Consider the following 13,844-nt stretch of genomic DNA (forward strand, 5'->3'; position numbering starts at 1 on the left):
GCCCTCAGCGGCTGGGCACGGTGCCCAGCGCCACGTACGGCTCTTCGTGAGCGGTGGGATGGTTGATGCTCCAGGCCCTGACGATCGCCCGGATGGTGAAGGCGAGCATGGTCAGGATCAGCAGCATGAAAATGCCGGTGAGCGCGGCGTCGACATAGTTGTTGGTCACGATGCGCTGCATTTCCTCCGCGGTCTTGGCCGGCGCCAGCAGTTTGCCGTCGGCGATGGCCTGCGCGTATTTCTGCGCCGCCGCCGTGAAGCTGATCGGACCGCTGAGCTTCTCCCAGCCTGCCGTGAGTGTGCACACGCACAGCCAGATCGCGGGAATGCCCGGCACGAGCACGTAGCGCTCGCGCTTGAGCTTCACCGTCACTACCGTGGCCAGCATCAACGCCACCGCCGCCAGCATCTGGTTGGCGATACCGAACAATGGCCATAGCGTGTTGATGCCGCCCAATGGATCGACTGCGCCTTGATACAGGAAGTAGCCCCATAGACCTACGCAGATGGCGGTAGCCAGCAGGTTGCCGGTCCACGATTCGGTGTGCTGCAGCGGCTTGTAGATGAGGCCGGCGATCTCCTGGATCATGAAGCGGCCCACGCGCGTTCCCGCATCCACGGTGGTGAGGATGAACAAGGCTTCGAACAGGATGGCGTAGTGGTACCAGAACGCCATCATGCCCTCGCCCGGAACGATGCCGTGCAGCAGCTGGGCCATGCCCACCGCCAGCGTCGGCGCTCCGCCGGCGCGGCTCAAGATGCTCGACTCGCCGATGTTCTTGGCGGTATTGAGCAACTCGTCCGGCGTCACCACGAAGCCCCACTGGCTGATCGCGGTGGCCGCCGATTGCGCGGTGGTGCCGATCAGGGCCGCAGGCGAGTTCATCGCAAAGTACACGCCGGGGTGCAGCGAGGCCGCGGCCACCAGCGCCATGATGGCGACGAAGGCCTCCATCAGCATGCCGCCGTAGCCGATCATGCGCGCCTCGCCTTCATTGGCAATCAGCTTGGGCGTGGTGCCCGAGGCGATGATCGAATGCCAGCCCGACACCGCGCCGCAGGCGATGGTGATGAACAGGAACGGGAACAGGTTGCCCTGGAACACCGGGCCGGTGCCGTCGATGAACTTGGTGATGGCCGGCATCTGCAACGTGGGCGCAGCCAGGAAGATGGCCAGCGCCAGCAGCATGATGGTGCCGATCTTGAGGAAGGTGGAGAGATAATCGCGCGGCGCCAGCAGCAGCCACACCGGCAACACCGAGGCGCAGAAGCCGTAGGCGATCAGCAGCCAGGCCAGCGACTTCGCATCGAAATCGAACACTGCCGACCACGTGGGCGAGGCGGCGACGTGCGCGCCGAACCAGATCGAAGTCAGCAGCAGGATCAGGCCGATGATCGACACTTCGAGAATCTTGCCCGGCCGCAGCCAGCGCAGATAGACGCCCATCAGCAGCGCGATCGGAATGGTCGCCGCCACGGTAAAGGTGCCCCAGGGACTGTGCGTCAGCGCCTTGACCACCACCAGCGCCAGCACCGCCAGCACGATCATCATCAGCACCAGCACGCCGAACATGGCCACCACGCCGGCGGTTGGCCCGAGCTCGTCGCGCAGCATATTGCCCAGCGAGCGGCCATCGCGTCGTACCGAGAGGCCCAGGATCATGAAGTCCTGCACCGCGCCGGCAAACACTACGCCGAACAGGATCCAGAGCGTGCCGGGCAGGTAACCCATCTGCGCCGCCAGCACCGGACCGACCAGTGGGCCGGCACCGGCGATCGCGGCGAAGTGGTGGCCGAACACCACCCACTTGTCGGTGGGTACATAGTCCAGGCCATCGTTGCGCAGTACGGCTGGCGTGGCCCGGCTGGGGTCCATGCGCAGCACTTTTTCGTTGATGAACTTGCTGTAGAAGCGGTAGCCGATCACGAACACGGCAATGGCTGCGGCAACCAGCCAGATGGCGTTGATCGGTTCGCCCCGGCGTAGCGCGACCACCCCCAGGCACCAGGCGCCGACGATGGCGATGGCGGCCCACAGGATCTTCCCTGCGGGACTTGGTTTGACGGCGACGGTAGACATTCGCATTGGCTCCTGGGAAGTCCCCCGCAAGGTTCGTCCCGGGGGAGGCGGGGGTCAACAACATATTGCGTCGCCTCGCATTAGCCATTGGTCGAATGGGCGGAGGGGGCGTGCGCATGCGCGGGCATCCCGGCCGGCGCGTACACTGGCGGTCTGTCAGCCGCCCCGCGCGGCCTTGCTAAATCGATGAAGAGGCGAGGATTTTTCCATGATCCGCGAGATCCTGAAGATGGGCGACCCACGGCTGTTGCGGGTGGCCCCGCCGGTGCCTGACGGCATGATCGGCAGCGCGGAACTCGATGCGCTGATCGCCGATATGTTCGACACCATGCACGACGCCGGCGGCGTCGGTCTTGCTGCACCGCAAATCGGCGTGGACCTGCAATTGGTGATCTTCGGCTTCGACCAGTCCGAGCGCTATCCGGACGCCCCGGCGGTGCCGCGCACGATCCTGCTCAATCCGGTGATCACGCCGCTGTCGCAGGACATGGAGGAGGGGTGGGAAGGTTGTCTGTCGGTACCGGGCCTGCGGGGTGCGGTGAGTCGGTATTCGTTGATCCGTTATCAGGGGATCGATCCGCACGGTGCGCAGATTGATCGCAACGCGGAAGGTTTCCATGCGCGCGTGGTGCAGCATGAGTGCGATCACTTGATCGGGCGTTTGTATCCCTCGCGGATCACGGATTTCAGCAAGTTCGGGTATACCGAGGTGTTGTTTCCGGGGATGGATCCGGGGGCGGATGAGTGAGTCAGCTTTGCTCCCTCTCCCCGTCGGGGAGAGGGTTGGGGTGAGGGGCGGGTGCTCGCGGGAACGTCTCTACGCGTCCCAGTTTAGGTAGCTTTTGCTCGTCCTGCGAAGGCGGGAAGCGCTTCTCAACAGCCGAATGGCGGGTCATCTAGAGCCTCGGAGTTTAGTTGTTGCGATACGGCGACCTTGCCCGCCTGCCGCGGGCTTCCGTGCCGCTGCCGCGGCCCGGGTTACTTTTCTTTGCTTGCCCAAAGAAAAGTAACCAAAAGAAAGGGCCCCCCGGATGACGCGCCTTCCGGGCCTTCGGCCCTCCAGGTGCGCGTGCGGGTTACGGGGTTTTTCGACAGGACATCCCTGTCCTGTCGAAAAACTGGCCGCATCCATGCGGCCACCCTGCGGGCTTTCCTCCACCCGCCCGCCGCGTCATACGGGGACCCCGGTGGCAAGAGCCTGATCAAGAGCCCAACGCCCGGCGTTGCGGGGCCGGCCGGTCTTTTGTAGGAGCGCACTTGTGCGCGACCAACCGGAGCGATGCGCCGCGACGCTGCGGTCGCGCACAAGTGCGCTCCTACAAGGGATCGCGATGGCCTGTGGATGGTGGATCAATCTTGCCGGTCGGCTCTTCTGTGGGAGCGCACCCTGTGCGCGACAATCCTACGGAGCGGTACACCGCAGCGTGGCTGTCGCCCACAGGGTGCGCTCCCACAGACAAGCCCGCGTGGCAAAGGGAAGTGGGACAAGGAAAGCCGATGCGCAGCGAGGCCCCGCTTTAAGTCCTCAGCGATTCGGGCGCGTTGCGCAGCGCTTGGCAGTACCCGCTTTGTACCCTCGGAGGCTGTCCCACAACAGCGCACCTCAAGCGTTCGGGCTTATCCCAGCACGATGCTGCGGGCGTTATCAGGCCATTCTCTTTGGGTTACTTTCGACGCGAAGCTAGTCCCGTGGGATCTCTTGGGCCAGCAAGAGAAAAGTGACTCGGTCGGCGGCAGCCGATCGAAACGCCCGCCGCGTAGGCGGCGCCCTGGCCGCAAGGTGACAATCAGAAGCCAAGGATCTGGATGGTCAGCCGTGCGACGGTTGAAAAGCGCCTCAGGCCAACGCCGGGACCGGCAAAAGGGAAATCCCGCCCCCCGCCGGGACGACGAGCAAGCAGATGCGGCTCCGGGGCAAGCCCCGCCCCCTCCAAACCTGCCCCAAACGAGGAAGGCAGGCCCCCAACCCCGTCAACCCGTTGCGATTCCAAGCAAATCCGGCAACCCTACGCGCTGACCCGCCTTCCGGCGGGCTGTCGTATTCATGCTATGCCGCCCCAGGGTGGCCAACAGGGGACCCATCACATGACCGGACGACTTTCGTGAGCGGCAATCTTTCTCAGACCGAAAATCGCAAAGAGCTGACCGTTCGCGGTCTCATCCTGGGCGTGATCATCACGGTGGTGTTCACTGCCGCCAACGTCTTCTTTGGCCTCAAGGCCGGCCTCACCTTCGCCACATCGATTCCCGCGGCGGTGATTTCCATGGCCCTGCTGCGCGGGTTCAAGGATTCCACCATCCAGGAAAACAACATCGTGCAGACCATCGCGTCGGCGGCGGGCACGTTGTCGTCGATCATCTTCGTGCTCCCGGGCATGATCATGATCGGCTGGTGGACCGGCTTCCCGTTCTGGACCTCGTTTGCCGTGTGTGCCTTGGGCGGCATCCTGGGCGTGATGTATTCGATCCCGCTGCGCCGTGCACTGGTGACGACCTCCGACCTGCCGTACCCGGAAGGCCTGGCCTGCGCCGAGGTGTTGAAGGTCGGCAGTGGCGACGATGCCGATGCAGGCAGTGTGGAAGAAGGCCGTGCGGGTCTGCTTGCCGTGCTGTGGGGCTCCATCGTTTCCGCCGTGTTTGCGGTGATCGTGGCCACCCAGGTGTTCGCCAGCGACTTCGTGCGCTACTTCCGCGTGGGCGACAAGGGTTCGGTCAGCGGCTTCGACTTCAATCTTTCCTTCGCGTTGTTCGCCATTGGCCACCTGGTGGGCCTGTCGGTGGGTATCGCCATGCTGATTGGCGCGATCATCGGCTGGGGCTGGGGCGTGCCGCATTACTCGCTGCTGGGCGACATGAGTGCGTCGGTGGCGGATCTGGCCAATGGCACCTGGAGCCACAAGGTTCGTTTCGTCGGTGCGGGCGCGATCGGCGTGTCGGCCATCTGGACACTCGCCAAGCTGGTGAAGCCGGTGATCAGCGGCCTGACTTCGGCCATGGCTGCCTCCAAAGTGCGCAAGGCCGGCAAGGCCGACTCGCTGCCGCGCACCGAGCGCGACATCCCGATTGGCATCGTGGGCCTGATCACGCTGGCCTGCTTCGTGCCGATCGCCTGGTTGCTCGGTTACTTCGGTGAGATCAGCGGCCTGGGTGCCCATGTCGGCGTGCTCGCCATCGGCGGCGTGGCCTTCGTGGTGCTGATGGGTTTCTTTGTCTCCACCGTGTGCGGCTACATGGCCGGCCTGATCGGTTCGTCCAATAGCCCGCTGTCGGGCGTGGGCATCCTGGTGGTGATCGCAGCCGCCTTGCTGCTGGTGGCGTTCGTGAAGCCGTACGTCGGCCCGGAAGAAGGCAAGGCGCTGGTGGCGTTTGCGCTGTTCATTACCGCGGTGGTGTTCACCGTGGCGGCCATCGCCAACAACAACCTGCAGGATCTCAAGACGGGTCAGCTGGTGGACGCCACGCCGTGGCGTCAGCAGGTGGCGCTGGTGATCGGTGTGATCGCGGGCGCAGCGGTGATCCCGCCGGTGCTCGACCTGCTCAACAAGGCCTATGGATTTGTCGGTGTGGCGGGCGTGGGTGCGCATGCGCTGCCGGCGCCGCAGGCCGGCCTTATTTCGGCGCTGGCGAACGGCGTGATCACCGGCAATATCGACTGGAGCCTGATCATCACCGGCATCTGGATCGGCGTGGCGATCATCATCGTCGACGAGATCCTGGCGCGGACCACCAAGCACATGCGCATACCGCCGCTGGCGGTAGGCCTGGGCATCTATCTGCCGACGGTCAGCACGCTGATGGTGGTGGTCGGTTCGGTGGTCGGCTGGTATTTCGATCGTCGTGCCGATCGTTCGAAGAAGCCTGAAACCACCAAACAGCTTGGCGTGCTGCTGGCCTCCGGCTTGATCGTGGGCGAGAGCATTATTGGCGTCCTGATCGCAGCGATCGTGGCATTCGCGGACCGCCTGGGTTTCAGCAACCTGCAAGCGCCCTTGGCACTCGTGGGACCTGAGTTTGCCGACAAGGCCCAGTGGATCGGCGGCATCGCCTTCGCGGTGATCGTGCTGGTGCTGTACCGCTGGATTGCCCGCATGGCCAACGGATTGGGCGCCAAGCCCTGACCTCACACGGTCGCGACCTGCCTGAAGCGGGCGCGACCGAATGTCATGCCTGCATGCCACGATCGAACAGAAGAGCACGTTGACCGGCTATCCTAGACGGTCGCGAATATCTTGCGCGATGGTCATGTGGAGGCGGTAAACGCGTGGTGGAGCAGACAGGGGCCCAAGCCCCGATTTCCGGTGAAATGCTTGCACGCCCTGGCCTGATGGCCAGGTTGCGCAGGCTTGCCGGTCCGCTGCTTTCGGTGGCCATGCTGTGCCTGGCGCTATGGGCGCTGCACCGCCTCGCCAGCGAGGTGAGCTACCGCGAGGTGGCACGCTACGTCCACGGACTGGAGAACTACCGCGTCGCCCTGGCCGTGCTGCTCACCGCCGGCAGCTACGGCGTGATGATCCTCTACGACTGGTTCGGCCTGAAGTACATCGGCAAGCGTTTGCCGGGGCCGCAGGTCAGCCTGATCTCCTTCATCAGCTACGCCTTCAGCAATGCGCTGGGCATGGCTTTGCTGATCTCCGGTTCGATCCGCTACCGCTTCTACATCCAGGCCGGACTTTCCACGGCCGAAGTGGCGAAGGTGGTGGTCTACACCACGTTGAGTTTCTGGCTCGGCCTGAGCGCGCTCACCGGCGTGACCTTGCTGCTGGTGCCGATTCCGCCGTCCTTGCCGCTGGCCAGCTGGCGCATTCCGGTGGCCGCGGTGCTCACCCTGATCCCGCTGCTGTGGATCGTGGGCAATCGCCTGCTTGGACGTCCATTGCGTATTTGGCGATGGCGCCTGAGCTTGCCGACCACCCTGGTCGCCACGCGGCAGGTGTTGGTCGGCGCGGTGGATTGGGGTTTGGCCGCCTATGTGCTTTATCTGCTGATGCCCAATCAGGTGGACACGGGCTTCGGGCATTTCCTTGCGATCTTCGTGCTGGCGCAGATCGCCGGCCTGATCAGCCATGTGCCCGGTGGCCTGGGCGTGTTCGAGGCGGTGATGCTGGCCGGCTTCGGCGCCGAGGGTAACCAGGGTCTGGAAGCGCCCATCCTCGGTGCGCTGGCGGCGTATCGCCTTATCTACTATTTCCTGCCGCTGTTCGCAGCGACCGTGGTGGTGCTGTGGCGCGAGGCGCGTGGCCTGCGCCAGAAGACCTTGCTGGCGCCGTGGTTCACCGGTTTGCTGCCGCCGTTCTTCGCGGGCCTGACGCTCGTGTCGGGCGCGGTGCTGCTCTTCTCGGGTGCCACCTCGGCGCTGCCCACGCGCATGGCCATCCTGCGCGACGTGCTGCCGCTGGCCGTGCTGGAAGTGTCCCACTTCCTTTCCAGCGTGGTCGGCATGATGTTGCTGATTCTTGCGCGCGGTCTGCAGCGACGCCTCGATGCAGCCTATGTGCTCACACTGATCCTGCTGGTGCTGGGCGCGGTGCTGTCGCTGCTCAAGGGCATCGATTACGAAGAAGCCACGCTGTTGTCGGTGCTGGCGCTCGCGCTGGCGCCGGCGCACAAGTTGTTCTATCGCCGCGCGTCGATGTTCAGCGCGAGCTTCTCGTGGGGCTGGATCATCGCCATCGTGGCGGTGCTCGGCTGTGCGGGCTGGCTGGTCGGCTTCAGCTACAAGCACGTGGAATACAGCAACAACCTGTGGTGGGAATTCAGCTTCTATCACGGCGGTGCGCCGCGTGCGCTGCGCGCATTGGTGGGCGCGACCACCGCTGGCCTGTTGTTTGCGCTGGCCAACCTGATCCGCCCCGTGCGGCCGGACCTGCACCTGCCAAGCGAAGAAGACCTGCAGCGCGCGCTGCCGCTGATCAAGAACTACAACTCCGCCCAGGCGCATCTCGCCCTGATGGCGGACAAGACCCTGCTGTTTGATGCCGACAACCGCGCCTTCATCATGTACGACGTGGAAGGCCGCAGCTGGGTGGCCATGGGCGATCCGGTGGGCGAGGACGAAGAGGCACGTCGCGAACTGGTGTGGACCTTCCGCGACCAGTGCGAGCGTGCCGGCGGCTGGCCGCTGTTCTACCAGGTGCGCCAGGATGATCTGGACCTGTACCTGGAAGTGGGCATGAACTTCCTCAAGATCGGCGAAGAGGCCCGCGTGGAACTGGCCGGCTTCAACCTCGACGGCAAGTCCAAGAAGGTATTGCGCAACACCATCAACAAGCTCACCCGCGAAGGCATGCGCATGGAGATCGTGCCCGCCGACGCCGTGGCCGCGCTGATCCCGCAACTGAAAAAGATTTCCGATGCGTGGATGCGCGACAAGGGCGTGCGCGAGAAGGGCTTCTCGCTGGGCACCTTCGATGCGCGCTATCTCGAACGCACGCCGATGGCGCTGGTGTGGCAGGGCGAGGAACTGGTGGCCTTTGCGAACCTGTTCCTCACCGACAACAAGGAAGAGGCCTCGCTGGACCTGATGCGCCATCTGCCCGACGGCACGGCCGGCATCATGGATTTCCTGTTCATCAGCCTGATGCAGTGGTCCAAACAGGAAGGCTATCGCTGGTTCAACCTCGGCATGGCGCCATTTTCCGGCCTGCAGAATCGCCGCAGCGCGCCGCTGTGGAGCCGCCTGGGTGCGATGCTGTTTGGTCGCGGCGAGCGCTTCTACAACTTCCGCGGCCTGCACAAGTACAAAGACAAATTCGATCCCGTGTGGGAGCCTCGTTATCTTGCGGTGCCCAATGGCATCGCCCTCCCGCTGGTGTTCGCCAATGTGGCAAGCCTCATTTCGGGTGGACTGTCAGGCATGGTGCGCCGTTGAAACGACTCTGGAAGTGGTTCGCTCTCGTTGTGTTGATCGCCGCCGGCGTCGGCCTCTGGGCCTGGCAGCCCTGGCATCACGCCAGCATGCAGGAGTCGCTGGTGCAGGTGCCTGCACAGGCCGGCGTCACGCCGCTGGCGGGGCGCGAGGATGTAGTGGCGATTTTCTATTCCGGCGATGGCGGCTGGCGCGATCTGGACCAGTCGTTGGGCAAGATCATCGCCTCGCACGGCATCCCGGTGCAGGGTGTGAGCCTGCTGCAGTACTACTGGCGCAATCGTCCCGCAAAGGAGTCGGCTGTCGATCTGGATGCCTTGATCGCGCAGGCGGTGTCGCAACCGGGCAAGAAGCGCGTATGGCTGATCGGCTTCTCGTTTGGCGCCGACGTGCTGCCTTCGGTGATCGATCAGTTGAGCCCTGAGGGCCGCGCGCGCATCGCCCAGGTCGTGCTGCTGTCGCCCAGTCACGATGTCAATTTCGAAATCGAAATGGAAGGCTATATGAAGGAGGGCTGGTGGAAGACGCACACCCAGGACTTCTTTCAGTGGCTCAATCCCGTGCAGCATTACGATGCCCTGCCGCCGCTCGAAGCATTGAATGATCATCCGCCGGTGGTCTGCTACTACGGCGTCAAGGATAAGGACGACGCGCTTTGCGCCGACCCGAAATTGCCGACGTGGATCAAGGTCTACGAAAAGACCGGTGACCATCACTTCGACTACAACTACGAAGGCCTGGCGCAGCAGATGATTCACGATCTGCCGGCGGCACAGTAAACGCCTCTCACCTTGTGTGAGCGCAACCTGTGCGCGACGGGTTGGCGAAGAGAAGGCGCTCCCGCGCCTTGTTCGCGCACAGGGTGCGCTCCTACAAGGATTCGGTGGATGGATGCGATGACTGACCCTCAGGCTCAACGCAACACCGGCATCGACCTGCTGCGCGGCTTCTCCATTCTGCTGGTGGTGCTGCACCACATCGGCCTGCGCATTCCGCTGCGCAAGACGGCCTTGCTCGACGTGCTGCCGAAGAAGTTGCTGACGGCGCTTAATTTCAACGGCTACGAAGCGGTTTTCATCTTCTTCGTGATCTCGGGCTTTCTCATCACCAGCAATGCGCTGCGTCGCAGTGGTTCGCTGGCCGGCATCGACCTGCGTGCGTTCTATGCCCGACGCTTCTCGCGCATCGCTCCCTGCCTGCTGTTGCTGGTGTTCGTGCTCAGCTTGCTGCATTTGGCGGGCGCGCCGGATTACGTGATCGATCGGGCAGGGCAGTCGTTGCCACGTGCCATCGTGGCGGCGCTCGGCTTCCATCTGAACTGGTACGAAGGGATGACCGGTTACCTGCCGGGCAACTGGGACGTGCTGTGGTCGCTGTCGATCGAGGAAGTGTTTTATCTCGGCTTCCCCATCGTCTGCCTGCTGACTCGGCGTACTTGGGTTTTAGTGCCGATGCTGATCGCATTGGCGGTGTCGCTGCCATGGACGCACGCCGCATTGGCTGACAATGAGATCTGGCAGGAGAAGGCTTATCTGCCCGGCATGGCGGCGATTGCCACCGGTGTGCTCGGCGCGCTGATCGTGCAACGTTGGCGCAGCCTGCCGCGCGCTGTGGTCTGGATGCTGGTCGTCGTGGGCGTCCTGGGTCTGTACCTGGTGATGTTCGAGGGCAAGCTGCTGTGGCAGACGATGCGCGATGGCTACATGCTCGTGCTTACCACCTCCGCGCTGTGCCTGGTGTTGGCCAGCGCTTGGTCACGTCGTGCGGCGTGGCGCGGCTTAGGCTGGCTGCGTTCGTGGGGCCGTCTGAGCTATGAGATCTATCTCACGCACATGTTCGTGGTGTACGGCGTGGTGAGGATCTACAAGGCGATGGGCTCGGATATCGCCCACGGCTATCTCTGGTATCTGCCAGCCCTGCCGCTGTGCTGGTTGTTGGGCAAGGGCGTGGAGCGTTGGGTGTCGACGCCCGCCGAGCGGTGGTTGCGTGAGCGGATGTTGCGTGAGGGTGGAGCGTCAGCCGTAGTGCAAGGCGTCACCTTGTAGGAGCGCACTTGTGCGTGACCATCGTGCGGCAACGTAACATCGTGGCGCTGCGGTCGCGCACAAGTGCGCTCCTACAAAAAAACTGGGGCGACGATCAGCGGAAACGATTGATGGTGTCGCGCAAATCCAGCGCAGCAGTACGCGCAGCCTGCGCGAAATCCTCGTCATTGCCCGCGTAGAGAATTGCACGCGAGGAGCTGATCATCAGCCCGGTGCCGTCGGCGCTGCGGCCATGCTTGAGCACGGCTTCCACATCACCGCCTTGCGCACCGATACCCGGCACCAACAGCGGCATGTCGCCCACGATGCTACGCACCTTGCCCAGTTCTTCCGGCCAGGTGGCGCCGGTGACCAGCGCGCAGTTGCCGTTGGCGTTCCAGTCGCGTGCAATGGTTTCAGCCACGCGCAGATAGAGCGGCTGACCGCCGCAGTCGAGCGCCTGGAAATCCGCGCCGCCGGGATTGGATGTGCGGCACAGCAGGATCACGCCCTTGTCGGCACGTTCGAGAAACGGCTGGGCGGAATCGCGGCCCATATAGGGATTGAGCGTCACGGCATCGGCGCGGTAGCGATCGAACGCCTCGGCGGCATAGTGCTGCGCGGTGCTGCCGATGTCGCCGCGCTTCGCGTCGAGGATCACCGGCACGCCGGGATGCTTGTCGTGGATGTGCGCGATCAGGCGTTCCAGCGCGTCTTCGGCACGCAGCGCGGCGAAGTGCGCGATCTGCGGCTTGTACGTGCAGACCAGGTCAGCCGTGGCATCGACAATGTCGCGGCAGAATTCGAACACCGCGTCCGGGCGACCCTTGAGGTGCGCGGGAAATTTCGCGGGCTCGGGATCGAGGCCGACGCATACGAGGGAGTCATGGGCAGCCCATGCCTGTTGCAGGGATTGCATGAAGTGCATCGTGTTCTCCTCGTCGCTGCCTTTCACTCCCTCTCCCCTCCGGGGAGAGGGTTGGGGTGAGGGGACAATCTTGCGTTGTCGCTGATTTGAAATCTTGTTCTTTTGAGGATCGGGGCCAGCCGTGGCCCCTCACCCCAGCCCTCTCCCCGGAGGGGAGAGGGAGCAGGAGCTCGCTTACGCCAGCTTCTTGTACTTCACGCGATGCGGGCCGGCGGCTTCGTCGCCGAGGCGGCGTTTCTTGTCGGCTTCGTACTCGTTGTAGTTGCCGGGGAAGAACTCCACGTGCGAATCGCCTTCGAACGCGATGATGTGCGTGGCGATGCGATCGAGGAACCAGCGGTCATGCGAGATCACCATCGCGCAGCCCGGGAATTCCAGCATCGCGTCTTCCAGTGCGCGCAGCGTTTCGACGTCCAGATCGTTCGACGGTTCGTCGAGCAGCAGCACGTTGCCGCCCTGCATCAGGGTCTTGGCCAGGTGCAGGCGACCACGCTCACCGCCGGACAGGCTGCCGACCATCTTCTGCTGGTCGGTGCCCTTGAAGTTGAAGCGGCCGATATAGGCGCGCGACTGCAGCTCGTAACGGCCGATGGTGATGATGTCGGCGCCGTCGGAAACTTCCTGCCACACGTTCTTGTTCGGATCGAGGCTGTCGCGCGACTGGTCCACATAGGCCAGCTGCACGGTGTGGCCGAGCTTCACTTCGCCGCTATCAGGCGTTTCCTGGCCGGTGATCAGCTTGAACAGGGTCGACTTGCCGGCGCCGTTCGGGCCGATCACGCCGACGATGGCGCCCGGCGGAATCTTCATCGACAAGTCGTCGATCAGCAGGCGGTCGCCGAAGGACTTGGACACGTTCTTGAACTCGATCACTTCCTGGCCCAGGCGCTCGCCCGGCGGGATGTAGAGCTCGTTGGTTTCGTTGCGCTTCTGGTACTCGACCGAGTTCAGTTCTTCGAAACGGTTGATACGCGCCTTGCCCTTGGACTGACGGCCCTTGGCGGCCGAGCGCACCCACTCCAGCTCGCGTGCGAGAGCCTTCTGGCGACCCTTTTCGGCGGCTTCTTCGCGGGCCAGACGCTCGCTCTTCTGTTCCAGCCAGTCGGTGTAGTTGCCCTTCCACGGAATACCGCGGCCGCGATCGAGTTCGAGAATCCACTCGGCGGCGTGCTCGAGGAAGTAGCGATCATGGGTGACCGCCACGACGGTGCCCGGGTAGTTCTGCAGGAACTGCTCCAGCCAGTCCACCGACTCGGCGTCCAGGTGGTTGGTGGGCTCGTCGAGCAGCAGCATGTCCGGCTTGGACAGCAGCAGGCGGCACAGCGCCACGCGGCGCTTTTCACCACCGGACAGCGGCCCGATCTTGGCATCCCACGGCGGCAGGCGCAGCGCGTCGGCGGCCACTTCGAGCTGGCGCTCCAGGGCGTGCGCATCGTTCACGGCCAGGATGTTTTCCAGCTCCTGCTGTTCCTTGGCCAGCTTGTCGAAATCCGCGCCTTCTTCGGCATAGGCGGCATAGACCTCGTCGAGGCGCTTCTGCGCATCGAGGATCACCGACACGCCTTCCTCGACCGCTTCGCGCACGGTCTTCTCCGGATCGAGCTGTGGCTCCTGCGCCAGATAGCCGACCTTGATACCCGGCTGTGGGCGAGCCTCGCCCTGGAAGTCCGTGTCCACGCCGGCCATGATCTTCAGCACCGTCGACTTGCCCGCGCCGTTCAGGCCCAGCAGGCCGATCTTGGCGCCGGGGAAGAAGCTGAGCGAGATGTCCTTGATGATCTGGCGCTTCGGGGGAACGATCTTGCTGACCCCGTTCATGGTGTAGATGTATTGCATGGAACCTCCGGCGACGTGCACCCAGCCGGCCGAGAGGGCAGGCAGTGCGATCAGAGTGGGTGTAAACCACTCATTATAGCGGCTTGTGGGGTCGCTCCGGTGACTGCTGCC

8 protein-coding genes are annotated in these 13,844 nt (G+C 63.9%); 5 read left to right on the forward strand and 3 right to left on the reverse strand.

All coding sequences use genetic code 11. The features are described from left to right. Positions 1 to 4: 4 nt before the first annotated feature. Positions 5 to 2,080 (reverse strand): carbon starvation CstA family protein, encoded by a 2,076-nt coding sequence (locus AC1DE1_RS07905; RefSeq protein ID WP_441605614.1) that lies wholly within the window; start codon positions 2,078 to 2,080, stop codon positions 5 to 7. 208 nt (positions 2,081 to 2,288) lie between these two features. Between AC1DE1_RS07905 and def the strand changes: the two genes are divergently transcribed. The 5 genes from def to AC1DE1_RS07930 all read left to right on the forward strand — a co-directional run bounded on the left by def (position 2,289) and on the right by AC1DE1_RS07930 (position 10,990). Beyond that, entirely contained in the window at positions 2,289 to 2,828 is a 540-nt protein-coding gene (gene def, locus AC1DE1_RS07910) for a peptide deformylase (protein WP_477175300.1), read from the forward strand. A 1,354-nt stretch (positions 2,829 to 4,182) separates the two neighbouring features. After that, positions 4,183 to 6,198: an OPT family oligopeptide transporter gene (locus AC1DE1_RS07915; protein WP_477175301.1), complete on the forward strand. Its 2,016-nt coding sequence runs from the start codon at positions 4,183 to 4,185 to the stop codon at positions 6,196 to 6,198. A gap of 185 nt (positions 6,199 to 6,383) precedes the next feature. Next, positions 6,384 to 8,948, forward strand: coding sequence for a bifunctional lysylphosphatidylglycerol flippase/synthetase MprF (gene mprF / locus AC1DE1_RS07920; protein ID WP_477175302.1), 2,565 nt, complete (start codon positions 6,384 to 6,386; stop codon positions 8,946 to 8,948). Further along, positions 8,945 to 9,724 (forward strand): AcvB/VirJ family lysyl-phosphatidylglycerol hydrolase, encoded by a 780-nt coding sequence (locus AC1DE1_RS07925; protein WP_441611649.1) that lies wholly within the window; start codon positions 8,945 to 8,947, stop codon positions 9,722 to 9,724. Before mprF ends, AC1DE1_RS07925 begins: the two co-directional genes overlap by 4 nt. Positions 9,725 to 9,841: 117 nt before the next feature. Further along, positions 9,842 to 10,990 carry an acyltransferase family protein gene (locus AC1DE1_RS07930; protein ID WP_477175303.1) on the forward strand — a complete coding sequence of 383 codons (1,149 nt, stop codon included), beginning with the start codon at positions 9,842 to 9,844 and terminating at the stop codon, positions 10,988 to 10,990. Positions 10,991 to 11,084: 94 nt separating this feature from the next. Here the strand turns inward: AC1DE1_RS07930 and pyrF are convergent, their stop codons facing one another. Both pyrF and ettA read right to left on the reverse strand, forming a co-directional pair. Continuing rightward, complete coding sequence (gene pyrF, locus AC1DE1_RS07935) at positions 11,085 to 11,897, reverse strand: orotidine-5'-phosphate decarboxylase (RefSeq protein WP_441605631.1); 813 nt, start codon at positions 11,895 to 11,897, stop codon at positions 11,085 to 11,087. 174 nt (positions 11,898 to 12,071) lie between these two features. Then, entirely contained in the window at positions 12,072 to 13,733 is a 1,662-nt protein-coding gene (gene ettA, locus AC1DE1_RS07940) for an energy-dependent translational throttle protein EttA (RefSeq protein WP_441605630.1), read from the reverse strand. Between the last annotated feature and the right edge of the window lie 111 nt (positions 13,734 to 13,844).

This window comes from Dyella sp. 05T440 (assembly GCF_056395965.1).

Bases quoted from the DNA above. Each gene is read 5' to 3' on its own strand.
- AC1DE1_RS07930 (WP_477175303.1), top strand. From the start codon at position 9,842: ATGACTGACCCTCAGGCTCAACGCAACACCGGCATCGACCTGCTGCGC.
- AC1DE1_RS07905 (WP_441605614.1), bottom strand. From the start codon at position 2,080: ATGTCTACCGTCGCCGTCAAACCAAGTCCCGCAGGGAAGATCCTGTGG.
- ettA (WP_441605630.1), bottom strand. From the start codon at position 13,733: ATGCAATACATCTACACCATGAACGGGGTCAGCAAGATCGTTCCCCCG.
- pyrF (WP_441605631.1), bottom strand. From the start codon at position 11,897: ATGCACTTCATGCAATCCCTGCAACAGGCATGGGCTGCCCATGACTCC.
- mprF (WP_477175302.1), top strand. From the start codon at position 6,384: ATGCTTGCACGCCCTGGCCTGATGGCCAGGTTGCGCAGGCTTGCCGGT.
- def (WP_477175300.1), top strand. From the start codon at position 2,289: ATGATCCGCGAGATCCTGAAGATGGGCGACCCACGGCTGTTGCGGGTG.